Below are 26,902 nucleotides of genomic sequence, written 5' to 3' on the forward strand. Positions count from 1 at the left end.
GCGCAGACATCTGCGGATTGCGCATCCGGGTAATTCAGGGCAAAGAACGGTAAACCATGCTGCATGACTCTTAAGCGTCGCGGGACGGGGGAGCGAGGTCGGCGGTTCGCGGTCAGGAGTGTTGCCGGGCAGGTTTTCCTACTGCAGCTGACGATCGTGCTGCTGCTGGTGGTCGCGGCAGCCGTGGTACTGGCCTGGCAGGCGCGCGCCGCTGACGTCCGCAACGCTCGGGAGCGTTCGATGGCGTGCGCCCGCACGCTGGCTGCGGCACCCTCGACGGCGGCGGCCCTGCAGTCCTCCCGGCCGTCCCGGAGGCTGCAGCCGACGAGCGTGCGGGCGACCCGCCAGTGCGGGATCGACTTCGTCGCCGTACTGAACAGGAAAGGCATCCGGCTCAGCGACCCGATCCCCGGACTCATCGGCGAACGCGCCACCGGCGACTTCGACCGCGCGCTGGCCGGCGAGGCCTACACCGAGCAGTTCGAGGGCGAGCCCAAGGACTCGGTACGCGCCGTGGCTCCCGTACGCGACGCGGATGGCACGATGGTCGGGCTGGTCACGGCGGGGGTCGACCTCACGACCGTCTCCGCGCGGCTCAACCGGGAGCTGCCGTGGCTGGCGGTCGGTGCCGCAGGCGCGCTGCTCCTGGCCACGGCGGGCGCGGGCCTGGTGAGCAGACGGCTGAACCGGCAGACCCGCGGGCTGGGCCCGGCGGAGGTGACCCGGATGTACGAGCACCATGACGCGGTCCTGCACGCGGTCCGCGAAGGAGTGCTGGTACTCGACGGCGAGCGACGGCTGGTGCTCGCGAACGACGAAGCACACCGCCTCCTGGGGCTGCCGGACCGGGCCCAGGGGCAGCACGTGGACGACCTGCGGCTGGAGTCGAGCGTCGGGGAACTGCTGTCCTCCGGCCGCCCCGCCAGCGACGAGGTGCATATGGTCGGCGACCGGATGCTGGCGGTCAACCAGCGCACCACCAAGAGGGACGGCGAATCCACCGGCAGTGTCGCCACCCTGCGGGACACCACCGAGCTGCGGGAGGTGGCCGGGCAGGCCCGGATCGCGGCGCAGCGCCTGCAACTGCTGTACACGGCGGGTCTGCGCATCGGTACGACGCTCGATGTGGTGCGCACCGCCGAGGAGCTGGCCGAGGTCGCCGTCCCGCCGTTCGCCGACGTGGTCACCGTCGACCTGCTCGATCCGGTGATCAGCGGGGAGGAGCCGCTGCCCGACCCCGCGACCGCCGCCGTGCGCCGTGTCGCGCTGCGCTCCGCCGTCGGCGACGCGCATCCGCTGCAGCCGGTGGGCAGCAGGCCCGCGACTCCGCCGGTGGCGGCCGACCACGCAGGCGGGAAGCAGGTCCGGGCCGTCTTCGAGCCCGATCTGGCCGCCGCGACCGAGTGGCGCGGCGTCGACCCCGAGCGGGCCGAACGCGTCCTCGACGCGGGTTTCCACTCGTTGATCACCGTGCCGATGCGGGCCCGGGGCACCGTGTTCGGGCTGGCCAGCTTCTGGCGCCGGGACCAGCGGCCCTTTCAGCCGGAGGATGTCTCCTCGGCCGAGGAACTGGTCACCCGCACCGCGGTGTGCGTCGACAACGCCCGCCGCTACGCGCGCGAACACGGTCTCGCCGTCACGCTCCAGCGCAGCCTGCTGCCGGGCGGTCTGCCCGAACAGAACGCGGTCGGCGCCGCCTACCGCTATCTGCCCGCACAGGCCGGGGTCGGCGGTGACTGGTTCGACGTCATCCCGCTGCCGGGCGCCCGCGTGGCGCTGGTGGTCGGGGACGTGGTCGGCCACGGACTGCACGCGGCCGCCACCATGGGGCGGCTGCGGACCGCGGTGCACAACTTCTCCTCCCTGGACCTGCCGCCGGACGAACTGCTCGCGCACCTGGACGAGCTGGTCGCCCGTATCGACCAGGACCCCACCCTCGGGCCGGAGACCGAGACGGTCACCGGCGCGACCGTGCTGTACGCCATCTACGACCCCACGTCCGGACAGTGCCAGCTGGCCAGGGCCGGTCACCCGCCGCCCGCGCTGGCGAGGCCCGACGGCAGCACCACCATCCTGGACGCCCCGGAGAATCTGCCCCTCGGCCTGGGCACCTCCCCGTTCGAGACCTGCACCGTGACCCTGCCGGAGGGCAGCCGTCTGGTGCTCTACACCAATGGCCTGGTCCAGGTCCGCAGCCGTGACCTCGACAACCGGCTGGACATGCTGCAGACGGCCCTCACCCGGGTCGAGCACGGCCCCGAAGCGACGTGCGCCGCAGTGCTGGAGGCCCTGCTGCCCGACCGCACCGCCGAGGACCGGGACGACATCGCACTGCTCGTCGCCGAGACCCGCCTGCTGCCGCCCTCCCGGATCGCCCAGTGGGAGGTACCCAGCGACCCCGAAGCCGTCGCCCCGGTCCGCGCCGCCTGCATGTCCCAGCTGACCGAGTGGGGTCTGGAGGAGACCGCCTTCACCGCGGAGCTCATCCTCAGCGAACTCATCACCAACGCCATCCGCTACGGCGCTCCGCCGATCACCGTTCGGCTGCTGTGCGACCGCTATGTGACCTGCGAAGTGTCCGACCGCAGCAGCACCGCCCCGCATCTGCGCCGGGCCACCACGGTGGACGAGGGAGGCCGCGGTCTCTTCCTGATCGCCCAGCTCGCCCAGCACTGGGGCGCCCGCTACACCTCGGAGGGCAAGACCATCTGGGCCGAGCTGCCGCTGACCGCGGATCAGGTCGAACCGCCGCTGGTGTGACACCGCCACCGTTCGCGATCGCGACGCTCCCGCAGCCGGCCACTGCCGATCCGCCGGAAGGAGCGGCCGGAGTCCGTCTCGCGGTAAACCGGTGACCGGCTTCTCCCGTATCAACCCCTGGCCCGGCAATCCAGCCGGTGACCTGTTACGCCGTCAGTTCCCGCCAGGGGGAGGGGAGTGCTGTGCGCTGCTCGGCAACCAGCCGGTTCCCGAGAAGCACTTGACGAAGGTCCATACCTTCGGCACCGTGCTGCCGTGACGTGAGAGCGCTCACCCACCCCCCACTTCAAGAGGAGCGCATGTCATGACTGCGTTGACCACGCCTGCGCGAAAACCCTTCGCGCCGCGTACGCCGGCGGCCGAGGCCGTCACTTCCCCTTACGGCGGCCGCCTGCTGATAGCTGCCGATGCCGACAACGATGTCGACCTGCCCGTCTCCGCCGTCTCCGGAGGTCCTGTCCAATGAGCCCCGTCAGCCGCCGCGCCCTGTTCCGCGGAGCCGCAGCCGCCGCCGTCGCCGTCCCCGCTGCCGGGCTCGTCACCCACCAGGCGAGCGCGGGCAACCTCTTCCGGTCGCAGGCCACCGGATCGAACGCCGCCGGTCTTCCGGTGAAGATCGTCAACAACTCCGGCGCCTACGACAGCGCGTCGGTCCATGTGTACATCGTCGGCAACGACGGCAAGAACCAGTGCCATGTCACCCCGGAAGGCGAGTTGAGGCCCGTTCAGCTGTCCGACAACGGGCCGGACGGCTACACGGACTACGCCATCCCCGTGACGGGCACCGAGACCACCATCACGCTCCCGGAGATGTCCGGCCGCATCTACGTCGCCTGCGGCGAGAAACTGAAGTTCAAGGCCGTCGAGGCCGATACCGGAGCGGCCCTGGCCTACCCGGCGGCGTGGGTCGAGTCGGACCCGAACTACCCGATCGTGCACGACTGTGCGGAATTCACGTACAAGGGCGGCGCGATGTACTGCAACACCACCATGGTCGACATGTTCAGCGTGCCGCTGTCCATCGGGCTCAAGGGCGCCAAGGACCAGACCACCGGCACTCTCAAGCCCGGCGCCCGCGCCAAGGTCTTCGACTCGGTCCGCTCCGTCGAGGCGTTCTCGAAGCTCGTCATCGACGACAAGCGCGTCATAGCCCCGGGCCACGGCATGGGCTCCGGCCTGTTCGCCGAGGACTACTTCGCCTCGTACATCGACCAGGTGTGGGACGCCTACGGGAGCAAGGACCTGAAGGTCACCACCAACGCGGGTACCTTCACCGGCCGCGTCAGCGGCGGCAGGCTGGCCTTCACGGGCCCGGCCGAGGTCTCCTTCGCCAAGCCCAGCACGAAGGACGTCCTCTTCTGCGACGGTGCCCTCGCGGCACCCAACGACGGGACGACCGGCCCCGTGGCCGCCATCCTCGGTGCCGCCTTCAACCGCACCACCCTGCTGTCCGCGGCCGACCAGCCCACCACCGACCCGGCGACGTTCTACCAGGGCGACATCACGCACCACTACGCCAAGGCCATGCACGCGGCCACCGAGGACGGCAAGGCCTACGGCTTCGCCTTCGACGACGTGGCCGGTTTCGCCTCGTACATCGAGGACGGCGCCGCGAGCGAGCTGACGTTGACGATGACGCCCTTCGAGTGAAGGCCACCGTGACGTTCCGCAAGAGGCGCTGAGCAGGTTTCGGCACGCGGTCGCCCCGGGAACGGCAGGTCCATGATGCGCCGAGCAGTGACAGGGGCTGTCGCCGGGGCGGCCGGTACGACCGCGCTCAACGCCGCCACGTACCTCGACATGGTGGTACGGGGCCGCGGCGGAAGCTCCGTGCCCAAGACCGTCGTCGACCGGCTCAGCGAGCGCACGCAGGTGCCCGTAGCGGGCGAGGCCGAGGCGCGGGAGAACCGCGCCTCGGCCTCCGGCGCGCTGCTCGGCATCCTCACCGGCGTCGGTGTCGGCGCGCTGTACGGAGCGGCCCGCGCACTCCCGTGGCGCCCGGCGCTCCCGCTGGCGGCAGCGGTCACGGGCCTGGCCGCGATGGCGGGCTCCGATGTACCCGCGGCACTGCTGAAGGTCTCCGACCCGCGTACCTGGCGCCCGGCCGACTGGCTGGCGGACCTGGTGCCCCATCTGGTGTACGGCGCGGTCACGGCGGCCACCTACGAGATGGCGGGCCCCGTCGGGCGCGGTGCCCGAAGGCGCTGAGCCCGCGGCGGGGGAGCGGCCGGGGCGGGCGCGGCGCACCCCGGTCGGTCAGTGCACCGGACCCGGACGCGGCCCGGTGCCGGGCGGGCAGCCGAAGGCCGTGCCCCCCGAGGGTAGTCCGGCGGCGCGCGCCAGCGGCCAGGGCGGGGGCAGCGGGTGCCAGCCGTGCGCGGTCAGTGGAGTGCCCGGACAGTCGCTGTTGAGCAGCACCCGCGTTCCGCGCGTCACCAGCACCCCGGACAGATTCACACCACGGCCGCCGGCGAGCGCGGTGGCCGTGTACCGCCAGCGCAGTCGCAGACCTTCCGGGTACGGGCCGCCGGGCAACTGAGCGTGCACCCGCTCCCAGCTGCGCCCGTGATGTCCCGACCGCGCGGTTCCCGGCACCTCCTGCCAGGTGCGACCGCCGTCCGTGCTGCGTTCCAGCACGAACCGGTCGGTGTCGTCGGCGTCCACGAACGCGTCGTAGCTCACGTGCAGCGGGCCGCCTTCCAACAGCTGTCCGGCGGTGCGGCCCGGCACGGTGGTCCTCAGCCGCCCGGACGTCAGCGTGCTGTCGTCCCCGCCGACCTCCGCTTGGTCGGGATCCCGTTCGCCGGGAGACGGGCCGACCGTCGGCCCGTCGAACCACGAGCGCCCGCCGCCGGGCGCCCGCACCGGGATCGACCGGGCCAGCGCCTGGGCGAGGGCGCGCCGCGCCGGGTTGATCGAGGGCGTCTCGTTCTCCGGGTGCACCCTGTTGGTCAGCAGGATCGCGAACGAGCGCGACTGGAGGTCGATCACGAGCGAGGTACCGGTGAAACCGGTGTGCCCGAGCGTCCGCGGGGAGGACAGCCCACCCATGTACCACGCCTGGTCGAGCTCGAACCCGAGGCCGTGCTCGTCACCGGGGAAGTGCTCCGTGTAGTTGTGCGCGAGCAGTTCCACGGCGCGTGGGCCGAGGATCCTTCGGCCCCGATAGGTACCGCCGTTGAGCAGGGCTTGGGCGAGCACCGCCAGATCGTCCACGGTGGAGAAGACTCCGGCGTGCCCCGCGACGCCGCCCATCGCCCAGGCGTTGTCGTCGTGCACCGTCCCGCGCACCAGCCCGCGATCCGGCCGAACGCTGTAGGAGGTGGCGGCGATGCGGGGCCGCCAGGCGGCGGGCGGACGGTAGGCGGTGTCGCGCATCCGCAGCGGCTCGGTGATGCCCTCCCGTACGAGGGCGTCCAGCCGCTGTCCCGTCACCTTCTCGACGACCAGCTGCAGCGAGAGCATGTTGAGGTCCGAGTAGCGGTACCGGGCGCCGGGCCGCGCGGACGGCCGGGTCGCCAGAATCGCCTGCTTCCGCGCCGGCAGGCCGCCGGACACCTGCCACAGCGGCGGTCGGGGGTCCGCGGGCAGGCCGGAGGTGTGGGTGAGCAGCTGTTCGATGGTGATGCCGCCTTTCCCATGTGCGGCGAACGCGGGCAGATAGCGGGCGGCCGGCGCGTCGAGCCGCAGCCGCCCGGCTTCGATCTGCTGTACGGCCACGATGGAGGTGAACAGCTTCGAGAGCGACGCCAGATCGTAGATGGTGTCGGTACGGGCCGGTACTCGCCGGCCCGGTGGCAACAGGCGCCCCGGGCGTGCGTAGCGCACCGCGTCACCGGTCGCGTGCCGGGTGACGACAGCGCCCTCGTGCGCCAGCAGCGCGGTGGCGCCGGGAAAGAGATGGTCGGCACCGCGCGCCGGGTCGGTCCAGTCATCGAGCAGGCCCACGAACGCGTCGATGGGGGCCGGGTCCAGCCCCTCCGCCGCGGGGGTGGCGCGCCGCAGCACGGTGTCTGCGGGCGCGAAGCCCCGTGCGGGCCGGTCGAAACCCCGGACGATCCCCGGCCCGGTCATCGGCCCCGAGTCCGTGCCGTCGCTCGCGGGCGACGACGGCACGGGCCCGAGCAGACCCGCGAGTACGGCGAGTACACCCGCCGGCAGGATGACGTAGGCAGAAACCCGCATGCAGCCCCCATCGACCTCGCAGCGTCCGAGACGGTCCCGCGACGACGAACTTACGCGCGCCGTACCGCGCCGCCCCGCATCGCCGGACACCCCGCGTGTGACGGCGGGCCACGGCCACCGGCGGTCGGCCACCTGGAAGTACCGCTCGGGTCGGACAGCGTGCACAGGGCACGCCCATGGGAGGCTGGGAGCTGACCCTGTCCCACGAGGTTCACCGAGGTGCGACGAACATGCCGGGCAGCGAGGCGGTAACGGGAAGCGGTGCGGGCGGAGTGCCCGTCTGCCGACGGGGTGTGCTCCGGGCCGGCGACTTCGGGGCGCGGAAGCGATGATGAGCGGACGTCAGATGACCAGCGACCTCGTCCGCCGGTGGGCGGAGGCGATCCTCGGGCAGGTGGGGGCGCCGCCGGACGCCGCGTTGACCGTCACCGAGCGACTGGAGGCCGGAACGACGGGCGCCGCGTCGGCCTCCGAGACCGCCATGGAGTCGGTGTGGGACGAGGAGGGCGGCGCCCTCACGGACACGGAGGCCGAGGCCGCTTCGCCAGCCTCCGGGCCGGCGGACATCGCGGCCACGCTGACGTTCGCCGACGGCTCGGCGGTCTCGGTGGAGTTCGCAGCGGGGACGAGCGGGACCGACGCGGTGGTGCTGCTGGCCGACCGGCTCCAGGAGGCGGTGCTGGAGGAGTCCGGCGGCATCCCCCGGCCCCCGTGCCCTGGCCACGACCACCCCGCCGTCGCCGCAGAAGTGAACGGTGTCCCCAGCTGGACGTGCCCGCACGGCATGGGCCGGACGACGCGCCCGATCCTCCGGGACGCCGGCTAGCTCGACCGCGAGTCCGGTGACGCCGAGTCGGTCGGCGGGGTCGAGGGCGGCGCGGGGCGCAGCGGAGTGCCTGCCACCGGGCATTCGTACGGGCACGGTTCCGCCGCCGGTGCGGGCCGCTGCTCCTCGGTGGCCCGTTCCCGCGCGGGTGCCGGGGCCGCGGGTGCCAGTACGTCGCTGCGGATCGTCGTGAAGGCGAGGAGCGCGCCGAGTACCGCGAGCGCCGCCGTGATGAGCATGGCGGTACGGAAACCGTCCGCGAAGGCGCGTGGGTCCTGGAAGTCGCCGCCGCTGATCCCGGCGAGTACGGGAAGCGCGGCGACGGCCGCGAGCTGGGCGACCCGGGAGACGGCGTTGTTGACGCCGGAGGCCACCCCGGAGTGTTCGGCGGGGGCCGCCGCCAGGGCCGTGGCGGTGACGGGCGCGACCGTGGTGGCCAGGCCCAGTCCGAAGACGAGGACGGCGGGCAGCACCGAGGAGGCGTAGGCACCCACGCTGCCCTCGCCCACCTGGATGCGGAGCATCAGCAGCATGCCCGCGGCCAGCAGCAGCGGTCCGACCGTCAGCGGAACGCGCGGCCCGATGCGCTGGGCGAGTGCCCCGGCCCGCGAGGAGAGTGCCAGCATCAGCAGCGTCACCGGCAGCGAGGCCGCACCGGCGTTGAGCGGGCTGTACCCCAAAGAGGTCTGCAGGAAGACGACGAGCAGGAAGAAGACCCCGCCCAGGGCGGCGTACACCACGAAGGTGACGGCGTTCGCGCTGAGGAACTGGCGCGCGGTGAACACGCCGGGGGGCAGCATCGGGTCGGCCGAGCGGCGCTCGGTCCGGGCGAAGCCGGCCAGTGCGACGAGGCCGAGGACGAGCGCGGTCGCCGTCAGCCAGCCGGGCGACTCGCCGCGCGGCCCCTCGATCAGGGCGTAGGTGGTTCCTGCCAGCCCTGCCGTGGCCAGCACCGCGCCGCCTACGTCCAGCCGCCCGGTGGCGGCCGGATCGCGGCTCTCGGGGACCCGGCGGGCGGTGGTCGCGATGACGAACAGCCCGATCGGAACGTTCAGGAGGAAGATCCACCGCCAGGAGAGGGCGTCGATGAGGTAGCCGCCGACGATCGGTCCCAGCGCCGAGGCGACCCCGGTGAGTGCCGACCAGGCGCCGATGGCCGAGGGCCGGTCCGCCGACCGGTAGGTCGCCTGAATGATGGCCAGGCTTCCCGGAGTGAGCAGCGCGGCACCGACGCCCTGCAGCGCTCTGGCGACGATGAGGATCCCGGCGGTGGGCGCCACCGCGCACAGCACGGACGGAATCATGAAGCAGACGACCCCGAGTGTGAAGATCCGCCTGCGCCCGTAGCGGTCGGCGAGGGAGCCGCCGAGCAGGATGAGCGCGGCGAGGGTGAGCAGATAGCTGTCGAGCACCCACTGCAGTTCCGACACCTCGGCGCCGATGTCCCGCCCGATCGCGGGCAGTGCGACATTGACGACGGTCGCGTCGAGGAAGCCCATGGCCGAGCCCAGGACGGTCGCCATGAGGACCCAGCGTCCGGTGGTGGACCGGAAGCTGACGGAACCGGCGTCGGATGCCGTGCCCTGCTGCGCGTTCATGGTTGCTCTCCGCTCCCCGCCCTCTGCCGCCTCCCGCACCGTCTGCCGTCCCGCCGATCGTACGGCCGTACGCGGCGGCGTCCGGTCAGGCGCCCCGGCGGGAGGAATGTCGTGGCCCGGTCACAGGGATGCCGTCGAACGGTCTCCACTCCCGGCGCACTCTTCCCCCGCGTCACGTGGTGAACCATGATGTCGGCGGACATCGGCGCCGGAGTGCGGGGGGAGTTCGAAAGATGGACAGGCGGGGTTTCCTGAGAGGTGCGGCGGTACTGCCGGCCGCCGGGGTGCTGGCGTACGCGGGTGGCGGCGCTGCCGCCGCGCAGGGCGGGGTGCGCACCCGCGCCCGGGACCGGGTCGCCCCGCAGGACTGGATGGCGCCGCTGGCGGCGTCGACCGCGCTGCGCGCGCTGACGATCCCGGGCAGCCACGACTCGGGGGCACGGTTCGGCGGGGCCTGGGTGGAGTGCCAGGACACGTCGATCGCCGACCAGTTGGCCGCCGGGATCCGGTTCCTGGACGTCCGCTGCCGGGCCATCGACGGTGTGTTCGCCATCCACCACGGCGCCTTCTTCCAGGAACTGATGTTCGGCGATGTGCTGATCGCCTGCCGTGACTTCCTCGCCGCCCACCCGGGCGAGACGGTGGTGATGCGGGTGAAGCAGGAGTACTCGACGGTCAGCGACGAGGAGTTCCGCGCGATCTTCGATGTGTATCTGGACCAGAAGGGCTGGCGCTCCCTCTTCCGGCTCCAGGAAACACTGCCCACGCTGGGTGAGGCGCGCGGCAAGGTCGTGCTGCTGGCCGACAACGGCGGGCTGCCCGGCGTGCGTTGGGCGGACACCGCACTCTTCGACGTCCAGGACGACTACCAGGCCGAGCCGTTCGCCAAGTTCCCCAAGATCACCGAACAGTTCCGCGAGGCGGCGGCGCACCCCGGCCCGTTCTACGTCAACTTCGTGAGCACGGCCGCCGGGCTGCCGCCCGTCTGGAACGCGGACCGGCTCAATCCGCAGGTACGGGACTTCCTCAACGGGTCCGAGATGGCCGGGCGGACGGGGCTCGGCATCGTTCCGATGGACTTCCCCCAGGGCGAGCCGGGCCTTCTCGAGGCCGTCCTCGCCCACAACCCGACGAGCTGAGTTCCCCAAGGCCGTACGCCGTCGACCGGCCAGATCACCGCCATCGCCCTCGCCAGTCTGCTGATCATCGCGTTGAGCGCCCTGCTGTCGATGTACTTCGGCAGACGCGCGAAGAGTTCCCGCGACTGGCTCGCGGCCCCCGCGTCGCTTCCCCTCGGGGTCGTCGTCTTCACCCAGTTCGCCACCGCCGTCGGCGGTGGGGTACTCATCGCCCTCGTGCTCGGTGTCCCCGCCGGAACCTGGCTGGGCCGCACGGACATCGCGCTCGCGGCGAATTCCGGTGCCTACAACGCCGGGATCGCGGCGGGTGCCGCGCGCGGCGGACTGGTCCTGCACCTCGCCGACGTGCGGGCCACCTTCCTGGCCGGCGGACTGCTGGCCGTCGCGGCCTGCGCGGTACTGCTCGGAGGGCGGTCGCTGCCGATCGGGGCGGACCGGGCGAACGCCCCTGCGAGCCCGGCGGGTCGGCAGCGCGCTGCGCGGACCACGCGGCCGCCCGACCGTACCGAGCACCACAGCACCCCTCGGGGACGGTCGGCCGCCCAGTGACGGTCGCGGGCTCTGCACCGCCGTGCCCGCCGGTTCGGGCGCGGTCGCCGCCGCCAGAACGGGCAGCGGCGACCGGTGTGGGGCGTACGCGGTGTCAGGGGGTGGCGCTTTCGTCCGAGCGAGCCGTGCTGGGGCGGGCGCGGAGGTGGGTGCGTTCGCCCTGTCTGCCGAAGAGGCTGAGGATTTCGACGGGCTCGGCGGCTGCGGCGCCGAACCAGTGCGGTACCCGGGTGTCGAATTCGGCCGCTTCGCCTGGCGCGAGCTCCAGATCGTGTTCGCCCAGGACGAGCCGCAGCCGCCCGTTGAGGACGTAGACCCAGTCGTAGCCGTCGTGGGTCTGCAGCTCTGGTTCCTGCCGGGCGGTGCTGGGCGGGATGACGAGCTTGTAGGCCTGGATGCCGCCGGCCCGGCGGGTGAGGGGCAGCATGGTCATGCCGTGTGCCGTGACCGGGCGCAGATGGATGCGGGGGTCCCCGGTGGGTGGTGCGTCGACGAGCTCGTCGAGCGTGACACCGTGGGCCTTGGCCAGCGGGAGCAGGAGTTCCAGGGTCGGGCGGCGGGTGCCCGACTCCAGCCGGGAGAGCGTGCTCACCGAGATGCCGGTCGTCGCCGACAGCTCGACCAGCGTGGTGTCGCGCTGCCGCCGCAGCGCGCGGAGCCGGGGTCCGACTGCGTCGAGGGCTTGGTCAAGGTCGTCGTCCATGCCACCAGTTTGCCAGCCCGGCAACGAAAATTGCCGCCGCGACCGCGACGGCAAGGGTCACGCCGATGTCGTCGGGCCGGTGCCATCCTGGGCGGGTGGAGCAGAGCGCCCAGCCGCTGCTGACCCTCGGCCACGGCACAGCAGGCCGGCGGGAACTCGCCTGTCTGCTGCACGGGGCCGAGGTCGGGTCCGTCGTGGACGTACGGACAGCGCCCGGCAGCCGACGCAACCCCGACGTGCACCGCGAAGCGCTGCGCGAGTGGCTGCCCGCCGAGGGCGTCGACTACCGCTGGGAGCAGCGGCTCGGCGGCTTCCGCCGGGCCGCGCCGGACTCGCCCGACACCTTCTGGCGCAACGCTTCCTTCCGGGGCTATGCCGGACACACCCGCAGCCCTGACTTCCTCGCCGCCATGGACGAGCTGCTGCGCGACGCCGAAGGCACCCGTACGGCTGTGCTGTGCGGTGAGTCGGTGTGGTGGCGCTGCCACCGCCGGATCATCGCCGACTTCGCGCTACTGGCCCGCGGGCGGCCCGTGCTGCACCTCGCCCACGACGGCCGCCTCACCGAGCACCCGCCCACTCCCGGGGCGCGGCTGCGCAAGGACGGGCTGCTGGTCTACGACGGCGAGTGACACGGCGGCCCCGCTCCCGGGCGCGCACACCGCCGGGGGTCACTCCGCCGGCAGCTCCCCCGAGCGGGCGATCCGCGAGTACCAGGAAGCGCTGGACTTCGGGGTGCGCCGCTGGGTCTCGTAGTCGACGTGCACCAGGCCGAAGCGCTTGTCGTAGCCCCACGCCCACTCGAAGTTGTCCAGCAGCGACCACATGAAGTAGCCCCGCACATCGGCGCCTTCCCGGATCGCCTGGTGCACGGCCTGCAGATGGCGGTGGACGTACGCGATGCGCTCCGGGTCGTGGAACCGGCCGTCGGCGTCCGGCACGTCGGGGTAGGAGGCGCCGTTCTCGGTCACGTAGAGAGAGGTTCCGGGTGCCTCGCGGTGGAAGCGCAGGAGGAGTTCGGTCAAGCCGCTGGGGTCGATGCTCCAGCCCATGGCTGTGCGGTTGCCGGGCGGCTGGTGGAAGGCGACACGGTCCGCACCCGGCCAGGGTGAGTGGGCGCCGCCACCGTGTCCGTCGTTGCGCTCGGGCACGGTGCCCTCCGGCGCGGCGGAGACGACGGTCGGGGTGTAGTAGTTCAGGCAGACCCCGTCGAGCGGCTGGTGGGCGAGGGCCGGGTCGCCGTCCCGGACGAAGGACCAGTCGGTGAGGTGGGCCGTGTCGGTCAGCAGGTCCTCGTCGTACCTGCCGTGCAGCATGGGCCCGGTGAAGACACGGGTGGCCAGTGCGTCGATACGGCGAGCCGCGTCCTGGTCGGCAGGGCTCTCGGTACGGGGCCGTACGGCGGCCGGGTTGAGGCTGACGCTCAGACGCGCCCGGTCCGGGAGCGCCGCACGCAGCACCTGTACGGCCAGACCGTGGCCGAGGTTGAGGTGGTGTGCCGCGCGCAGGGCGGCGACGGGGTCGGTGCGGCCGGGCGCGTGCACGCCGGAGCCGTAGCCGAGGAAGGCGCTGCACCACGGCTCGTTCAGGGTCGTCCACAGCTCGACGCGGTCGCCGAGCGCTTCGGCGACGATCCCTGCGTACTCCGCGAAGCGGTAGGCGGTCTCCCGCGCCGGCCAGCCTCCGGCCTCCTCCAGCTCCTGGGGGAGGTCCCAGTGGTAGAGGGTGAGGACCGGGGTGATGCCCGCGGTGAGGAGTTCGTCGGTCAGCGCGCGGTAGAAGTCGAGGCCGCGCTGGGCGGCCGGTCCGCGCCCGGTGGGCTGGACGCGGGACCAGGAGACGGAGAAGCGGTAGGCGCCCAGGCCCAGTTCCGACATCAGCGCCACGTCGTCCCGGTAGCGGTGGTAGTGGTCGCAGGCCACATCTCCGGTGTCACCACCGGCCACCTTGCCCGGGGTGTGGGAGAAGGTGTCCCAGATGGACGGGGTGCGACCGTCCTCCTCCACCGCGCCCTCGATCTGGTAGGCGGCGGTGGAAGCACCCCACAGGAAGCCGGTGGGGAAGCGGAGGGGGGCGGCGGTGTCCACCGCGGTGTCAGCCTGCACGGATGTCATAGGAACGCTCCCAAGGTGTGCGGGCACAGCCGTGCCCTGGTTCGTCGTGGTGCAGCGGAACGGGGAGGGGGGGAGGAGAAGAGGGACCAGCGAGAACAGCGAAGAACAGCGAAGAACAGGGAAGAACAGGGAAAACAGGGAAGAACGGAGGGAACGGGGAGGACGGAGTCGGGCGGCGGGGACGGCGGGAAGACGGCGGCGGGGGACGGAGGAGGGGGAGCCGGAGGGAAGCCGCCCCACACGGCCTCCCCCACGGCTCCCGACCACACGGGCCCGGGTCCCACGACCCCGGGGCCGTGCGGGGTCGTGGTCACCCCTTGACGGCTCCCTGCATGACTCCGCCGACGATCTGCTTGCCGAAAAGGGTGAAGGCGAGCAGCAGCGGCAGGGTGCCCAGCAGGGCGCCCGCCATGATGACGGACTCGTCGGGGATGTAGCCGCGGCCGAGACCGGTCAGAGCGACCTGGACGGTCGGGTTGTCCTGGGTGAGCGCGATGATCGGCCAGAAGAACTCGTTCCAGGCCAGCACGAACGTCAGCATCCCCAGCACGGCCATCGCCGGCCGGGCGACGGGGAAGACGACGTGCCACACGATCCGCAGACTGTGCGCACCGTCCACCCGCGCGGCCTCGATCAGTTCGGTCGGCAGCGCGTTGACCAGGTACTGCCGCATGAAGAAGACGCCGAACGCGTTGACCATCATCGGCAGGATCACCGCCTGCAGCTGGTTGGTCCACTCCAGTTCGGCAATCGCCATGAACAGCGGTACGACACTCAGCTGCGGCGGCACCATCATCGTGCCGATGACCATCATCAGCAGCAGGTTCTTCGCCCGGAACCGCAGCTTGGCGAAGGCGTACCCGGCGAGCGTCGCGAACAGCACGGTGCTCAGCGCGATGCTGCCGGCCACGAACGTGGTGTTCAGCAGCGCCTTGCCCATGTTCGCGTCCTGCCACGCTGTGGTCATGTTGCTGAACAGGTTTCCGCCGAACCAGAACGGTGGCGGGGTCTCGGCCAGCCGCTGGTTGTTCCGGGAGGCCGCGATGGCGGTCCAGATCAACGGGAAGAGCGATCCTGCCGTGAAGAGCAGCAGAATGCCGTAGGTGATCCGTCCCGCGTGCAGGTGCCGGCCGGCGCTTCCGGCCTTCCGGGGGGACCTGCGGCGACCCGTCTCCGGGGTCTTCCCGCCGGTGGCGGCGGTGCTCGGCCCGTCAGTTGCTCCGGCGGCCGTACGGGTGCGGCGCTGGGCCGTGGTTGGCAGCATGTCCCGCCCCCTTCAGTGGGTCTTGTTGAGACGTCGGGCGATCAGCCAGTTGACCAGGCCGATCACGATGAGGATCAGGAACATCGTCCAGGCGATGGCGGAGGCCCGGCCGAGCTGGAAGTCGAACCAGCCCTGTTCATACAGATAGAGCCCCAGCGTCTGGTACTGGTGCGAGCCGCCGCCGGTCTGCGAGCCGCCGAACAGCAGCGGTTCACCAAAGAGCTGGGTGGCGCCGATGGTGGAGACGACCACGGTGAACAGGATCGTCGGCCGCAGCGAGGGAATGGTGACGTGCAGGAACTGCTGCCAGCGGTTGGCCCCGTCCAGCGCCGCGGACTCGTACAGATCGTCGGGGACGGCCTGCATGGCGGCGAGGTAGATCAGCGTGTTGTAACCGGTCCACCGCCAGATGACGATGGACGAGACGGCCAGCTGCGACGTCCAGGTGCCGTTCTCCCAGTCGATGTTGTCGATGCCGACCAGTCCGAGACCCCAGTTGATCATGCCGTAGTCGCGGCCGTACAGCATCGTGAACACCAGCGTCGCCGCGGCGACGGAGGTGGCGTACGGGGTGAGCATGGCGACGCGGAAGAACGTCGACCCGCGCAGCTTGTAGTTGAGCAGATGGGCCAGTCCCAGGGCCATCAGCAGCTGCGGGACGGTGGACATCACGCCGATGGTGAAGGTGTTCTGCAGCGCGTTCCAGAAGAAGTCGTCCTCCAGCAGCCGGGAGAAGTTGCGCATCCCGACCCACTCCATGTGGGTGGGGTCGTGCAACGACACCTTGTGGAGCGAGGCCCAGCCCGTGTACAGCAGCGGGAACAGCCCGAAGGCGGCGAAGAAGACGAAGAACGGTGCGATGAAGGCGTAGGGGCTCCACCGGGCGTCCCACCGGTGGCGGCGGCGGCCGCGGCGCTCAGGGGAGCGCTCGCGGTCGCCGTCCGCCGCAGCGGGACGCCCGGCCGCCCGGACGCCGGGGAGTGGCTCAGTCCTCGACGACGTCATCGATCTTCTTCACCGCGGCGTTCCAGCCCTCCTCGGGCTTCTTGCCCTGCTGTTCCACCTGGAGGATGCCGATGTCGGAGATGGTCGTCTTGATGACCTGGTCCTTCGGGCCGAGCGGGGTGGTGGGAATGCCCTCGGCCGCAGCGGAGAAGATCTTCCCGATGGGCGCGTTGTCGAAGTACGGGTGCTTGGCGTCCTTCACCTCGGGCAGCGGGTACGCGGCCTTCGAGCTGGGGAAGCTGGCCTGCTTCTCGAACAGCTTGGCCTGCTGCTCGGGTGCGGTGAGCCACTTGGCGAGCTTGACGGCTTCCTTCTCGTTCTTGCCGCCCTTGGGGACGGTCAGGAACGAGCCGCCCCAGTTGGCGGGCTTCGGCGCCGCTGCCACGTCCCACTTGCCGGCGCCCTTGTCGCCGGCCTTCTCCTTGATGTAGCCGAGCATCCAGGGCGGGCAGACCACGCTGGCGAAGTCGCCGTTGGCGTACGCCTGGTCCCACTCCTTGTCGAACTGCTTGAGCTTGCCGGTCATCTCGCCCTTGATGGCCCGCATGGACAGGTCCCAGGACTCCTGGACGGCCTCGCTCTTCTTGTAGACCAGCTTGCCGGCGGCGTTGTAGTACTTGACCGGGTAGCTGGAGACGGCTCCGTTGTAGAGACCGGCCGCTCCGTCCATGAACGCGGTGCCCTTGGGCGCCGACTTCATGTACTTCTCACCGGCCTCGACGTACTTCGACCAGTCGCCCTCCCACAGCTTGCCCACCTCGTCCCGGTCGGTGGGCAGCCCGGCCTTCTCGAACAGGTCCTTGCGGTAGCACACGCCCATCGGGCCGATGTCCGTGCCGAGGCCGACGACCTGGCCGTTCTCGGCCTTCGCCTGGTTCCACTTCCACTCGAGCCAGTCGGACTTGCGCACTCCGTCGACCTTGGACATGTCGACCAGCTTGTCCGAGTGCAGGCCGGCGACCTCGTTGATGTTGTCGACCTCGACGGCCTGGATGTCGCTCAGTCCGCTGTTGGCGGTCAGGTGGTTGAGCAGGGCCGGGTAGTAGTCCTCGTTGCGCTCTGTCGAGTTCTCCTTGATCCGGATGCCTGGGTGGAGCTTCTCGTACTCGTCGTAGAGGCCGGCCTGCTTGTAGCCGAAGACGCCGAACACCCCGACCGAGATGGTGGTCTTTCCGTCGCCGCTGTCCGAGCCGCCGCCGTCCTCGGCGCACCCGGCCAGCAATCCCGCCCCCAGTACGGCCACGAGGCCGTAGGCGGCGGGCCGGCTGCGGAGTGGGTGCCGCGTGGTTCTCTTCCTGGTCGTACGCATGGCTGTGCCGTCCCTCCCGGACCCGCGAAAAGCAGGGAGCGCCCGAAGCGCAAGCAATGGGAGCGCTCCCATCGATGCGTTGCAGCATGCGCGAGTCACCGCCCGCCGTCAAGACGTATGGCGAGGGAGCGCTCCCGGAGCTGCGGCGGCCCGGATGTAGTTGAATGGGCCCGGCACGCGAGATCGACGCGCCGACAACTGCGCCCACCAGGGCAGCAAGCAGCCGCCCGGCCGGGCGGTGGAGCGAAGGGGCCCGCCAGGGCACGGGACAAGGGAGGACGCGTCCATGCCAGCAGCTCGCGCGGAAGGCGCCGGGAAGTCCGGGCCGACCCTGGAACAGGTCGCCGCGCGCGCAGGGGTCGGCAGGGGGACGGCCTCCCGGGTCATCAACGGCTCCCCGCGGGTCAGCGAGCGCACCCGTGCCGCGGTCCAGGCCGCCGTCGCGGAGCTGGGCTACGTTCCCAACCGCGCCGCGCGGGCGCTGGCCGCCGGCAGCATGGACGCCATCGCCCTCGTCGTCCCCGAACAGGAGAACCGGCTCTTCGCCGAGCCCTACTTCTCGGAGATCCTGCGCGGCGTCAGCACGGAGCTCGGCGACACGGACATGCAACTGCTGCTGACCCTCATCCGCGACCAGCGGGGGCGCGAACGCTTCGCCCAGTACGCCGCGTCACACCGGGTGGACGGGGTGCTGCTGGTGTCCATACACGGCGACGATCCGCTGCCCGACCTGCTGCGGGACGCCGGTATGCCGGCGGTCCTCAGCGGTCGCCGGTCACACGCCGAGCAGCTGCCCTACGTCGACTCCGACAACCTCCTCGGCGCCCAGATCGCCGTCGAGCATCTGCTGGGCAGAGGGCGGCGGAAGGTCGCCACCATCACCGGCCCGCTCGACATGTACGTGGCCCGCTGCCGGCTGGAGGGGTACCACGAAGCGCTCCGCGCGGCCGGCGGGACGCGCACCCCACCGGACGAACGCCTGGTCGCGGAGGGCGACTTCACCGAGGAGGGCGGCCGGCGTGGCATGCTCGAACTGCTGCGCAGGGACCCGGAGGTGGACGCGGTCTTCTGCGCCTCGGACGTGATGGCCGCCGGCGCCCGGCTGGCGCTGCGCGAAACCGGCCGGAGAGTGCCGGACGACGTGGCCCTCGTCGGGTTCGACGACTCGGCCGTCGCCCGGCACATGGACCCGCCGCTGACGACCGTACGGCAGCCGATCGAGGAGATGGGGCGTGCCATGGTCCGGATGCTGCTCGACCTGATGGCCCGCGCCCAGGACGATCCCCAGGGGCAGCACCGTGCCGAGGGCCGGGACACGACGGACGACGATCAGCCGCGGCTGGTGCTCCCCACGGAACTGATCCGCCGCCGCTCGTCCTGACGGGGAGGACGGCGCGCGGGTGTGGCGGCGCCCGTCACGGGCCGCCGCCGCTCCCACCGCCGCAGTTGTCCCCGGGGCCCGTGTTCTCACCGGCCGTCCAGGCCTGTCGGGTATCGCCGGTGCCCGTTTTGCGCCTGCCCCGGCGGGGATGGAGATTGGGCGGCTTGACGGTCCATCGGGCGATGAGCACGAGGGCCACCAAGAGGAACACTCCGAAAACAGTCCACGCGACCATGGGCGCCCCCGTTTCCCCACGCCTGCCGTCCGCCGTCTGCCGGGCAGTATGTCCGCCCCTGGAGCACCCCACAACAGGTATCCCAAATCCGGCGTTTGCTCGGCAACATGCAGGCAGGCGTTTTTGTCGAGATTCACTCCCGCAGGGGCCGCACTCGGCGACCTGTGGAGCGTTGATCCCTACGGCGCCCGAAGTACCGGGCCGACGGCGGACCGAGGAGTCCGGGGGCAGCAGGGGAGTGGTGGTGGCGATGGCCGGGGCGGCGACGCAGGTGTGCATTGGGCGGCGCCGAGGTGATCACCAGCGCCGCCACCGCCGCCGATCTCGCCCAGTGCCTGGGGCAGAGCCGCACCGTGGGCCCGGCACCTCGGCTGGTCACCTGTTCACGCTGGCTGACCTGTCCGCATACGCACACCACGCGCGCGGGAGGTGCACGACGAGCCGGCCGCGGGCGAAGGTGGCCACCCTCGTCCACTGGAGCCCGGAACACCCCTATCACTCCAGCCTGGACGGAACCGGCTGCGCCGATCTCGCCCGCGCCTACCGGGAGGAGACCGGACAGTCCTGGCTCCAGCCCCTGGGGCCGGCCCACGCCCTCTTCGAGGTCGCCCACCACGCGTTGGCCCACCGCTCCCGACCCCACCGACCGCCCGGCCGTCGCCCGGACCCTTGCCAGGACCCGCACGGAGACCGTCGTCGGCACCCTCGACCGGACCCGGGGTCCCACCCCCAACATCGCCCTGATCCCGCTGGCAGGAGGCCAGTGGCGCCAGGGCGCGTTCGGCCCCCGCCTCACCCTGGTCGATTACACCCGGGCCCCCGAGGTTCCGCTGACCGGCGATCTCACCCCGGCGTACTGAGGCCCACGAGCCGACGCGCGTCACGCTGTGTCCACGAGTGGATGCGATGCGCCGATCGCGCCCGTGGAGCCGCCCCGGTCGTCGGCCACCGCCCGAGTTGTCGCCCGGGCGCACCCGGCCCACCATCGGAGGAGGGGCGGCGAAGGAGGACGGCGGTGACAGAACTGAGGACGGCGCACACACACGGAGCGTGGCCCGCGCTGCGGGTGGCGGACTGGACCGGGACCCGCGACACCCTCCATATGTGGACCCAGATCGTCGGCAAGATCCGGCTGGCCCACGCGCCACTGGTCAACCACTGGTGGCAGGTGACGCTCTACGTCACCCCGCGCGGCCTCACCACCTCGACGATCCCGTACGCGACAGGCGCTTTCGACATCGAGTTCGACTTCGTCGAGCACCGGCTCCGCATCCGCACCAGCGACCGCACCGTGCGCCAGGTGGCCCTGGAGCCCAAACCCGTCGCCCGGTTCTACGGCGAGGTCACACAGGCGCTGCACGAGCTGGGCATCGAGACGCCCATCCAGGACCGGCCCAACGAGGTGGAACAGTCGATCCCCTTCCCCGAGGACACCGTCCACGCCTCCTACGACCCGCACGCCGCCCATCTGTTCTGGCGCCAACTTCTGCAGGCCGACCGCGTGCTGAGCGGGTTCCGGTCCCGCTTCGTCGGCAAGGTCAGCCCGGTGCACTTCTTCTGGGGCGCCATGGACCTGGCCTGCACCAGGTTCTCCGGCCGCCGGGCGCCGACCCACCCGGGCGGTGCGCCGCACTGCGGGGACTGGGTGATGGTGGAGGGCTACTCCAGGGAGCTGAGCAGCTGCGGATTCTGGCCCGGCGGCGGCGAGGAGGGCGCCTTCTACGCCTACGCCTACCCCGAACCGGCCGGCTTCCGGGAGCACCCCGTCCTCCCCGACAGCGCCTTCTACAGCGAACGGAACGGCCAGTTCCTGCTGCCGTACGAGGCGGTACGCACCGCCGCCGAGCCGGACCGGGTACTGACCGACTTCCTGCAGACCACCTACGAGGCAGCAGCCGAGCACGGCGGCTGGAACCGCGCCGAACTGGAGGACGACCCCCACCGATGGGACGAGCAACGGCGGCCGGGGGCGTCCGGCCGCCTATCCGGCTAGTCGGCCGTTGACCGGCACACCGGCACGGCTGGAGCAGCGTACGGCGGAGTCCTCGTCGCCGGGTCGATCGCCTGGGGCGTGGTCGCCGACGGCTACCGCCCCGACCGCTTCGACGTCATCGGTGCGCCGATCCGTCTCGTCGGGAAGGCCGTCATCATGTACGCACCCAGAGGGCGGGCTACCGACGGCCGACGGCGGCACGGGAGCGACCGATGCGCCTGCGCTCGTTGCCCGGCTGACCCGCCGGTCGTCGCCGACGCGTCGGCTGTCGGCAGCGCGCGCGTGTGGTTCAGCTGGCCAGCGGAGTGCCGTCGTCGGCGTCGTCGGTGTCGGACGACTGCGTCGGATCACCGCCGTGGAACTCGGGGTCGATCGCGTTCGCCGCTCCGAGCGCGGTGAGGATCCACGCGTCCTCGCGGGTCCGCAGTCGCGCCGCCTCCCGATGGGCCAGCGCCGCCTCCAGCTCGTCCAAGGCGGTGTCGAGTCCGGCACTGTCCTCTCCGGCCGCTGCGTCGCGGACGCGCTTGCGTGCTTCCATCACGCCCGCGTTCGCGTCCTCGTACAGGGCGTCGAGCTCGGATTGTTTCGGGTCAGCCATGCGTCCAGCGTACGCGTCGTGAATCTTGGCATGCGCTCGGCCACGGTTGCCGACGCTCCAGCCGTCTGACTTCGCCCAATTGCACGGACGACACCTGACCGAACGACGGCCGCCGGCCCCGTCGAAGATCACAAAGTGCGACCGTCAACGGCCGTGGAGCCCCCCGCCGGATCCGCCGGCACCGCGTCGGTCGCCGAGAACTCCCGCCCGCCGCTGCCGCGTCGCTTGCTGCGGCCCCGTCTGCTGGTCCCGCTCGCGATCGCCGTACTGCTCGCCGCCACGGCCGGAGTGCTCGGCACCCGCGGCGAGTCCGGCGGCGAGCGGCCCCCCGACTCGGCCGCCGCGGCCGCGGACGTGCCGCGCGGCACCGTCCGGTTGCGTCCCGTCTCCGCACAGGAGCTGTGCCTGACCGACGGCCCGGGTCCGCGACAAGCGCCATCACTCGCAGGTGGCGGTGGAACGCCCCTGCGACCGGACCGGGCCGCCGTCCCTCACCCCCGTGGCCGAGGGGCGGCCGGTCACCGGCGGAAACGGTGGTCTGCAGCGGCGCCGCCGGAGGAAGTCACCCGCATGCCCCGCATCCTTGGGCGCGGTCGGCGCCAGGAAAGCAGGAATCCACTGTCCCGGACGGCCGGCCGGCTGCCCGGGTAGGTCGGCGGCGTCCGGAGCCGGTGTCCCGGACAGTGGCGGAGCAGCAGGCGTGGTGCGGGTGGGGCCGGAGAGTACGTCGAGGGGTGCGCCTGGTGGCGCTCGTCGTGCTCGACATAGCCTCGGCTTCGAGCAGTTCGACGGGAAGGACTCGGGAAGAGTCGGGAAGAGCGAAGCGTCGGCGAGACGCGGCGCCCCGCTCGGCCCCGCCGGTCCCGTCAGGTGAGCGAGGAGGGGAAGCCCGAGGTGAGTCAGCTGAAGATCGTGGTGGACGATCTCTCCGGCCCGAAGACGGCCGCGTTCCTTGAAGAACACGTCCAGCAGATGCGGTCCCTCACGCCTCCGGAGAGCAAGCACGCGCTGGATCTCGACGGTCTGCGCAAGCCCGGAACAACGTTCTGGTCGGCCCTGGACGGCGAGGTTCTGGTCGGGTGCGGCGCGCTCAAGACGCTGGACCCGCGCCACGCGGAACTGAAATCGATGCGGACCAGACCGGTGCGGCGAAGGAGCGGGGTGGCGTCCCGGTTGCTCCAGCACATCCTCGCCGAGGCCCGGGCCATGGGGTTCGCCCGGCTGAGTCTGGAGACGGGGTCGGCGGACTTCTTCCTGCCGGCACGCAGGCTCTACGAGAAATGCGGATTCGACTACTGCGAGCCGTTCGCCGACTACAAGCGAGACCCGCACAGCGTCTTCATGACCAGGACGCTGTGAGCGGGAGACCCGGCACTCCGGAGGCGTGGGCCGGGCCCGGCGGGGGAGTGGTCCAACGGCCGTACCGACCGGGCCGACCGGGACCGAACGAGCGAGCGCCGGCGATCAGGCAGCCTGCGGCGACTTCTCGTCCTTCAGCATCTTGCGCACATCCTCGCGCAGCTCAGGTGTGTCGGCGTGGCCGTGGACGGAGGCAGCGTGTTCGGCCGCGGCCCGGACCACCTCGTCCTCCTCACCGGCGATGGTGAGCGTGCAGTTCGACTCGCTCGGGTAATCCCTGCAGTCCGCTACCTTGCGCATCGAGGGCACCTTCTTCCCTTGGCTGACAGGTACCTCCTTTTTCAGGGTCGCGCGGCGGGCTCCGCCAGGCAAACGCCGCACCGGGACCTGCCGGTCGCGTGCGTGACCGGCTCGTCGCCCCACGTCAGAGGGCCGGAGCGGATGCGGCGTCGGCGGAGCGGACGGCGGTGTGGCGGGTGGCGCCGTCGGCGCATGCCCGTGTGCTGCGGGCTGTCGCGCCGCGGGCTGTTACGCCGGGGTGCGGGCCACATAGACGGTGTTGGCCGAAGTGCCGCCCAGGACCGGGTTGTCGAAGGCAACCGTGTGCGCTTCGGCCTCCTGGAACACCTCGTGCAGAGCGGCGGTGAAACGCTCGTCCGGGGGATCGTCGGACCACAGGGCGAAGACCCCGCCGGGGTGCAGGTTTCCGGCCAGGCGCCGCAGACCTGCGGGCTCGTAGAGGGCGGCGTTGCCCGGTCGCAGCACGTGCCGCGGCGAGTGGTCGATGTCCAGCAGGATCGCGTGGAAGCGCCGCCGCGGCGTCTGCGGGTCGAAGCCCCGCTCATCGGCGGCGAGGGCGAAGAAGTCGCCGTGCACCAGACGGCATCGCGAGTCGCCGAGCAGCAGGGCACCGGCCGGAATCAGCTGTCGCTCATGCCACTCGATCACTTCGCCGAGCGCCTCGACGACCAGCAGCGAGCGCACCCGCTGGTCCCGCAGCGCCGCTTCCGCCGTGCAGCCGAGGCCGAGACCGCCCACGACGACATCCAGTTCGGCCCCTGCCGGCGCCGCGGCCAGACCGAGCCGCGCCAGTGCGACCTCCCCCTCCGTGAAGAGGCTGGACATGAGGAAGTCGTCATCGAGTTTGACCTCGTACACGTCCGCCCCGGAGGAAGGGTCCCGGCGGCGCCGCAGACTGATGGCTCCCATCTCGGTCGGCCGCCAGTCGAGCTCTTGGAATCGTGCGCTCACTCCGCAAACCTACCCCGCCCACGGGGCCTCCCCGCAAAACGGAGGCGGCACGGCCCGGAACGCGGTCGGCAGCCCGGTCGGCCCGGACCCCGCTTTCGTACGTGTCGGTCCGTCCTGATGAAATGCGTATCGTGACAGGCGCGACAGGTAAGTGGTCATCGGAAACGGCACCCCCTATCGCCTCGTACACGGCGATCGGGGACAGTTTCACCGAGGGTGTCGGGGACCCGGGCCCCGGCGGAGTCTTCGTCGGCTGGGCCGACCGGCTCGCCCAACTGCTGGCGGAGGCGGCCGGAGAGGACTTCCGCTACGCCAATCTGGCCGTACGTGGGCGTCTGCTGGACCAGATCATCGCCGAGCAGGTGCCGCGCGCCAAGGAACTCGCCCCCGATCTGGTGACGTTCTGCGCGGGAGGCAACGACATCCTGCGCCCCGGCTCCGACCCGGACGCCCTCGCCGAGCGCTACGAGGCGGCGCTGACCGAACTCCGCACGACCGTCGGCACTGTGGTGGTGTGCACCGGCTTCGACACCCGCAACTTCCCCCTGCTGCGCCATCTGAGGGGCAGGATCGCCACCTATAACGGCCATCTGCGCGCGGTCGCGGACCGCCATGGCTGCCCGGTGCTCGACCTGTGGTCGCTACGGGCTGTCCAGGACCGCAGGGCGTGGGACGAGGACCGTCTCCATCTGTCCCCCGAGGGGCACCGGCGCGTCGCCATGCGGTGTGCCGAAGTGCTGGGCATGGAGCCGCGCACGAGCCCGGACGAACCCTGGCCGGGCACACCGGGCCCCACCGCCTCCCGGCGGGACGACCTGTACTGGGCCCGCCAGTACCTCCTGCCGTGGATCGGCCGCCGACTGCGTGGCGAGTCCTCCGGCGACCACATCCAGGCCAAACGCCCCGACCTCCTCCCGCTGCGGGTTCCCGAGCCGTGAGGTGGGCCGGAGGGCTCACAGCTGCGGCTGGAGCACCTCGTCCGGGAGGCCGAGGTGGTCGTGGAGGGCTTGTCGGCCGACGGCTGTGACGGTCACGGCACGGGTGGTGCCGATGCGGGTGATCCACCCGGCGGTGAACGCGTGCCGGCACAGCGCTGCGCCGACGGCGCCCGCCAGATGGGGGCGGCGTTCGGTCCAGTCGAGACACGACCGCACCGCCGGCCGACGGGTCCCGGTCGTCGGGGCGATGTCCAGGTCCTGGAGCCAGGCCTCGCCCTGGGCGGTGAGCCTGAGTCCGCCGTCCCAGTCCAGCAGGCCCCGGGCGGTCAGCGCGTCGCTGATGGCGACGCCGACGGCTCCGGCGAGGTGGTCGTAGCAGGTGCGGGCGTGGGCCAGGGCGCGGCGGCGACCGGCCGCCGACAGCGAACGGGGCGGCGCGGGACGGGTGGGCGCGATCGCGGCGAGGTTCTCGATCAGCTCGGCGACATGGGGGTCGGCCAGCCGCACATAGCGGTGCCGCCCCTGGCGTTCCTCGACGAGCAGGCTTCCGCTCACGAGTGCGTTCAGATGCTCGGTCGCGGTGGAGGCCGCCACGCCCATGTGGCGTGCCAGCTCGGTCGCCGTCCACGCCCGGCCGTCGAGCAGGGCCAGACAGAAACCCGCGCGGGTGCCGTCGGCCAGCAGCCTGGCGACGCAGGCCAGGTCGGGGCCGGAAGCGCGGGTGTGTCGAGTGCTCATGGGCACGATTATCGCCCGCCGCGGTTCGGCGCCCGCCGAAGCGTCCGGTTCCTAGGCTCCGGGCCATGAACAGCGCACCGACCGACACCGGCTCCGCGCCGGCCGCCGCCTCCCCCGTACCCGCCTCCCACACGGTGGTGGAGCCGAGCATCCTCTACTTCGGTACCCCGGTCGTCCTCCTCTCGACGGAGAACCAGGACGGCTCGTACAACCTCGCGCCCATGTCCTCGGCGTGGGCGCTCGGGCGCACGGTCGTACTCGGTCTGGGCCGGGAGGGGCAGACCGCGCGGAACCTGGGCGACCGGCCGGACCTTGTGATCAACCTGCCCACACCGGCGCTGTGGCCCGCGGTGGAACGGCTGGCGCCGCTGACCGGCAGATACCCGGTACCGGCGATGAAGCCGGCCGGCTGCCGTTACGAGCCGGACAAGTTCGCCGCGGCGGGACTGCGCGCGGCGCCGTCCGAGACCGTACGGCCGCCCCGTGTCGCCGAGTGCCCAATCCAGTTCGAGGCCCGCGTCCGGCGGCTGCGGCCGGACGTCTCCGGGGAGTGCGTCATCGCGGAGGCCGTCGTGGAGAAGGTCCATGCCGATCCCCGGATCGTCGTGGCCGGTACCGATCACATCGATCCGGCCGCCTGGAGCCCGCTCATCTACAACTTCCGCCACTACTTCGGCCTCGGCCCGGAGCTCGGCCACTCCTATCGCACCCGGACGCCCCGCGGCGGGGCCGTCCCGGCGCCTGATCCTGCGGGCGAGGCTCCCGCGGACATCGGTGAGCGGCTGGGGACCTGCCGCACGTCCTAGGGACGGGGAGCGTGGCCTGAGGCGTACTGCCCGGCGTACTCGCCGGTCGCCGGGACGACGGTGATGACGTCGATCATGACGCCGTCCGGCGCCGCGACGATGAAGTGCCGCTGCCCGAACTCCTCTGTGCGCAGGGTGAGCAGTTCGGGCA

Annotated in this window: 24 protein-coding genes and 2 pseudogenes; 14 read left to right on the forward strand and 12 right to left on the reverse strand. The window is 71.7% G+C overall.

Going from position 1 to position 26,902, the window contains the following annotated elements:
* Positions 1 to 63 precede the first annotated feature (63 nt).
* The 4 genes from KBY19_RS22890 (at position 64) to KBY19_RS22905 (ending at position 4,968) form a co-directional block, all read left to right on the forward strand.
* On the forward strand, positions 64 to 2,760 hold the full coding sequence (locus KBY19_RS22890) for a SpoIIE family protein phosphatase (protein WP_210966586.1): 2,697 nt from the start codon (positions 64 to 66) through the stop codon (positions 2,758 to 2,760).
* Between the two features lie 304 nt (positions 2,761 to 3,064).
* Positions 3,065 to 3,226 carry a hypothetical protein gene (locus KBY19_RS22895; RefSeq protein ID WP_180289548.1) on the forward strand — a complete coding sequence of 54 codons (162 nt, stop codon included), beginning with the start codon at positions 3,065 to 3,067 and terminating at the stop codon, positions 3,224 to 3,226.
* Positions 3,223 to 4,410: a beta-1,3-glucanase family protein gene (locus tag KBY19_RS22900; protein ID WP_210966587.1), complete on the forward strand. Its 1,188-nt coding sequence runs from the start codon at positions 3,223 to 3,225 to the stop codon at positions 4,408 to 4,410. Before KBY19_RS22895 ends, KBY19_RS22900 begins: the two co-directional genes overlap by 4 nt.
* A 72-nt stretch (positions 4,411 to 4,482) precedes the next feature.
* On the forward strand, positions 4,483 to 4,968 hold the full coding sequence (locus KBY19_RS22905) for a hypothetical protein (protein ID WP_099877830.1): 486 nt from the start codon (positions 4,483 to 4,485) through the stop codon (positions 4,966 to 4,968).
* A gap of 48 nt (positions 4,969 to 5,016) precedes the next feature.
* Here KBY19_RS22905 and KBY19_RS22910 read toward each other — a convergent pair whose 3' ends face one another.
* Positions 5,017 to 6,945, reverse strand: coding sequence for a serine hydrolase (locus KBY19_RS22910; protein WP_099877827.1), 1,929 nt, complete (start codon positions 6,943 to 6,945; stop codon positions 5,017 to 5,019).
* A gap of 346 nt (positions 6,946 to 7,291) precedes the next feature.
* Here KBY19_RS22910 and KBY19_RS22915 point away from each other — a divergent pair, with 346 nt between their 5' ends.
* A complete protein-coding gene (locus KBY19_RS22915) occupies positions 7,292 to 7,771 on the forward strand; it encodes a hypothetical protein (RefSeq protein WP_185016141.1) in 480 nt (159 codons plus the stop codon).
* On the opposite strand, the gene KBY19_RS22920 is transcribed toward KBY19_RS22915, so the two are convergent.
* Positions 7,768 to 9,369: a DHA2 family efflux MFS transporter permease subunit gene (locus KBY19_RS22920; RefSeq protein WP_099877821.1), complete on the reverse strand. Its 1,602-nt coding sequence runs from the start codon at positions 9,367 to 9,369 to the stop codon at positions 7,768 to 7,770. The genes KBY19_RS22915 and KBY19_RS22920 overlap by 4 nt on opposite strands.
* Positions 9,370 to 9,602: 233 nt before the next feature.
* Here KBY19_RS22920 and KBY19_RS22925 point away from each other — a divergent pair, with 233 nt between their 5' ends.
* Both KBY19_RS22925 and KBY19_RS37310 read left to right on the forward strand, forming a co-directional pair.
* Entirely contained in the window at positions 9,603 to 10,508 is a 906-nt protein-coding gene (locus KBY19_RS22925; RefSeq protein WP_099877818.1) for a phosphatidylinositol-specific phospholipase C, read from the forward strand.
* Positions 10,509 to 10,580: 72 nt separating this feature from the next.
* The gene (locus tag KBY19_RS37310; RefSeq protein WP_282107109.1) at positions 10,581 to 11,057 is read left to right on the forward strand and encodes a hypothetical protein; all 477 of its coding nucleotides are present in this window, start codon (positions 10,581 to 10,583) and stop codon (positions 11,055 to 11,057) included.
* A gap of 94 nt (positions 11,058 to 11,151) precedes the next feature.
* Here the strand turns inward: KBY19_RS37310 and KBY19_RS22935 are convergent, their stop codons facing one another.
* The gene (locus tag KBY19_RS22935; protein WP_099877815.1) at positions 11,152 to 11,760 is read right to left on the reverse strand and encodes a helix-turn-helix domain-containing protein; all 609 of its coding nucleotides are present in this window, start codon (positions 11,758 to 11,760) and stop codon (positions 11,152 to 11,154) included.
* Positions 11,761 to 11,855: 95 nt separating this feature from the next.
* Here KBY19_RS22935 and KBY19_RS22940 point away from each other — a divergent pair, with 95 nt between their 5' ends.
* The gene (locus KBY19_RS22940) at positions 11,856 to 12,392 is read left to right on the forward strand and encodes a DUF488 domain-containing protein (protein ID WP_307843588.1); all 537 of its coding nucleotides are present in this window, start codon (positions 11,856 to 11,858) and stop codon (positions 12,390 to 12,392) included.
* Positions 12,393 to 12,431: 39 nt separating this feature from the next.
* Here KBY19_RS22940 and KBY19_RS22945 read toward each other — a convergent pair whose 3' ends face one another.
* The 4 genes from KBY19_RS22945 to KBY19_RS22960 all read right to left on the reverse strand — a co-directional run bounded on the left by KBY19_RS22945 (position 12,432) and on the right by KBY19_RS22960 (position 17,452).
* Positions 12,432 to 13,874 carry a GH1 family beta-glucosidase gene (locus KBY19_RS22945; RefSeq protein ID WP_185016140.1) on the reverse strand — a complete coding sequence of 481 codons (1,443 nt, stop codon included), beginning with the start codon at positions 13,872 to 13,874 and terminating at the stop codon, positions 12,432 to 12,434.
* Positions 13,875 to 14,184: 310 nt separating this feature from the next.
* Positions 14,185 to 15,138: a carbohydrate ABC transporter permease gene (locus tag KBY19_RS22950; protein WP_180289547.1), complete on the reverse strand. Its 954-nt coding sequence runs from the start codon at positions 15,136 to 15,138 to the stop codon at positions 14,185 to 14,187.
* A gap of 12 nt (positions 15,139 to 15,150) precedes the next feature.
* The gene (locus tag KBY19_RS22955; protein ID WP_099877810.1) at positions 15,151 to 16,143 is read right to left on the reverse strand and encodes a carbohydrate ABC transporter permease; all 993 of its coding nucleotides are present in this window, start codon (positions 16,141 to 16,143) and stop codon (positions 15,151 to 15,153) included.
* Positions 16,124 to 17,452 (reverse strand): extracellular solute-binding protein, encoded by a 1,329-nt coding sequence (locus tag KBY19_RS22960; protein WP_099877807.1) that lies wholly within the window; start codon positions 17,450 to 17,452, stop codon positions 16,124 to 16,126. Before KBY19_RS22960 ends, KBY19_RS22955 begins: the two co-directional genes overlap by 20 nt.
* Before the next feature lie 286 nt (positions 17,453 to 17,738).
* Here KBY19_RS22960 and KBY19_RS22965 point away from each other — a divergent pair, with 286 nt between their 5' ends.
* The 3 genes and pseudogenes from KBY19_RS22965 to KBY19_RS22975 all read left to right on the forward strand — a co-directional run.
* Complete coding sequence (locus KBY19_RS22965; RefSeq protein WP_210966588.1) at positions 17,739 to 18,833, forward strand: LacI family DNA-binding transcriptional regulator; 1,095 nt, start codon at positions 17,739 to 17,741, stop codon at positions 18,831 to 18,833.
* A gap of 1,250 nt (positions 18,834 to 20,083) precedes the next feature.
* Positions 20,084 to 21,061, forward strand: a complete 978-nt coding sequence (locus KBY19_RS22970; RefSeq protein ID WP_307842580.1) for a DUF5996 family protein — start codon at positions 20,084 to 20,086, stop codon at positions 21,059 to 21,061.
* A gap of 27 nt (positions 21,062 to 21,088) precedes the next feature.
* A pseudogene (locus KBY19_RS22975) lies at positions 21,089 to 21,238 on the forward strand (hypothetical protein); the annotation flags it as partial.
* Positions 21,239 to 21,350: 112 nt separating this feature from the next.
* Here the strand turns inward: KBY19_RS22975 and KBY19_RS22980 are convergent.
* Positions 21,351 to 21,659 (reverse strand): hypothetical protein, encoded by a 309-nt coding sequence (locus KBY19_RS22980; RefSeq protein ID WP_245226002.1) that lies wholly within the window; start codon positions 21,657 to 21,659, stop codon positions 21,351 to 21,353.
* A gap of 903 nt (positions 21,660 to 22,562) precedes the next feature.
* Between KBY19_RS22980 and KBY19_RS22985 the strand changes: the two genes are divergently transcribed.
* Complete coding sequence (locus KBY19_RS22985; protein ID WP_099886273.1) at positions 22,563 to 23,018, forward strand: GNAT family N-acetyltransferase; 456 nt, start codon at positions 22,563 to 22,565, stop codon at positions 23,016 to 23,018.
* Between the two features lie 105 nt (positions 23,019 to 23,123).
* Here the strand turns inward: KBY19_RS22985 and KBY19_RS22990 are convergent, their stop codons facing one another.
* The gene (locus KBY19_RS22990; RefSeq protein WP_185016137.1) at positions 23,124 to 23,318 is read right to left on the reverse strand and encodes a DUF1059 domain-containing protein; all 195 of its coding nucleotides are present in this window, start codon (positions 23,316 to 23,318) and stop codon (positions 23,124 to 23,126) included.
* Positions 23,319 to 23,546: 228 nt separating this feature from the next.
* Positions 23,547 to 24,269 carry a spermidine synthase gene (locus tag KBY19_RS22995; RefSeq protein ID WP_099877799.1) on the reverse strand — a complete coding sequence of 241 codons (723 nt, stop codon included), beginning with the start codon at positions 24,267 to 24,269 and terminating at the stop codon, positions 23,547 to 23,549.
* A gap of 131 nt (positions 24,270 to 24,400) precedes the next feature.
* Here KBY19_RS22995 and KBY19_RS23000 point away from each other — a divergent pair, with 131 nt between their 5' ends.
* The gene (locus KBY19_RS23000) at positions 24,401 to 25,207 is read left to right on the forward strand and encodes an SGNH/GDSL hydrolase family protein (RefSeq protein WP_307843589.1); all 807 of its coding nucleotides are present in this window, start codon (positions 24,401 to 24,403) and stop codon (positions 25,205 to 25,207) included.
* 15 nt (positions 25,208 to 25,222) lie between these two features.
* Here the strand turns inward: KBY19_RS23000 and KBY19_RS23005 are convergent, their stop codons facing one another.
* Positions 25,223 to 25,945, reverse strand: coding sequence for a helix-turn-helix transcriptional regulator (locus tag KBY19_RS23005; RefSeq protein WP_210966590.1), 723 nt, complete (start codon positions 25,943 to 25,945; stop codon positions 25,223 to 25,225).
* Between the two features lie 65 nt (positions 25,946 to 26,010).
* Here KBY19_RS23005 and KBY19_RS23010 point away from each other — a divergent pair, with 65 nt between their 5' ends.
* Positions 26,011 to 26,751: a flavin reductase family protein gene (locus KBY19_RS23010; RefSeq protein ID WP_210966591.1), complete on the forward strand. Its 741-nt coding sequence runs from the start codon at positions 26,011 to 26,013 to the stop codon at positions 26,749 to 26,751.
* Here the strand turns inward: KBY19_RS23010 and KBY19_RS36750 are convergent.
* Positions 26,748 to 26,902: pseudogene (locus KBY19_RS36750) on the reverse strand (glyoxalase/bleomycin resistance/extradiol dioxygenase family protein); the annotation flags it as partial. The gene KBY19_RS23010 and the pseudogene KBY19_RS36750 overlap by 4 nt on opposite strands.

The organism is Streptomyces sp. B15, assembly GCF_018070605.1.
Lineage (GTDB): Bacteria > Actinomycetota > Actinomycetes > Streptomycetales > Streptomycetaceae > Streptomyces > Streptomyces smyrnaeus.

Coding starts and splice junctions, on each gene's coding strand:
- KBY19_RS22965 (WP_210966588.1), top strand. CDS start 17,739: ATGCCAGCAGCTCGCGCGGAAGGCGCCGGGAAGTCCGGGCCGACCCTG.
- KBY19_RS22950 (WP_180289547.1), bottom strand. CDS start 15,138: ATGCTGCCAACCACGGCCCAGCGCCGCACCCGTACGGCCGCCGGAGCA.
- KBY19_RS22960 (WP_099877807.1), bottom strand. CDS start 17,452: ATGCGTACGACCAGGAAGAGAACCACGCGGCACCCACTCCGCAGCCGG.
- KBY19_RS22915 (WP_185016141.1), top strand. CDS start 7,292: ATGACCAGCGACCTCGTCCGCCGGTGGGCGGAGGCGATCCTCGGGCAG.
- KBY19_RS22910 (WP_099877827.1), bottom strand. CDS start 6,945: ATGCGGGTTTCTGCCTACGTCATCCTGCCGGCGGGTGTACTCGCCGTA.
- KBY19_RS22890 (WP_210966586.1), top strand. CDS start 64: ATGACTCTTAAGCGTCGCGGGACGGGGGAGCGAGGTCGGCGGTTCGCG.
- KBY19_RS23010 (WP_210966591.1), top strand. CDS start 26,011: ATGAACAGCGCACCGACCGACACCGGCTCCGCGCCGGCCGCCGCCTCC.
- KBY19_RS22895 (WP_180289548.1), top strand. CDS start 3,065: ATGACTGCGTTGACCACGCCTGCGCGAAAACCCTTCGCGCCGCGTACG.
- KBY19_RS22900 (WP_210966587.1), top strand. CDS start 3,223: ATGAGCCCCGTCAGCCGCCGCGCCCTGTTCCGCGGAGCCGCAGCCGCC.
- KBY19_RS22945 (WP_185016140.1), bottom strand. CDS start 13,874: ATGACATCCGTGCAGGCTGACACCGCGGTGGACACCGCCGCCCCCCTC.
- KBY19_RS22920 (WP_099877821.1), bottom strand. CDS start 9,369: ATGAACGCGCAGCAGGGCACGGCATCCGACGCCGGTTCCGTCAGCTTC.
- KBY19_RS22905 (WP_099877830.1), top strand. CDS start 4,483: ATGATGCGCCGAGCAGTGACAGGGGCTGTCGCCGGGGCGGCCGGTACG.
- KBY19_RS22925 (WP_099877818.1), top strand. CDS start 9,603: ATGGACAGGCGGGGTTTCCTGAGAGGTGCGGCGGTACTGCCGGCCGCC.
- KBY19_RS22935 (WP_099877815.1), bottom strand. CDS start 11,760: ATGGACGACGACCTTGACCAAGCCCTCGACGCAGTCGGACCCCGGCTC.
- KBY19_RS22990 (WP_185016137.1), bottom strand. CDS start 23,318: ATGCGCAAGGTAGCGGACTGCAGGGATTACCCGAGCGAGTCGAACTGC.
- KBY19_RS22980 (WP_245226002.1), bottom strand. CDS start 21,659: ATGGCTGACCCGAAACAATCCGAGCTCGACGCCCTGTACGAGGACGCG.
- KBY19_RS23005 (WP_210966590.1), bottom strand. CDS start 25,945: ATGAGCACTCGACACACCCGCGCTTCCGGCCCCGACCTGGCCTGCGTC.
- KBY19_RS22955 (WP_099877810.1), bottom strand. CDS start 16,143: ATGACGTCGTCGAGGACTGAGCCACTCCCCGGCGTCCGGGCGGCCGGG.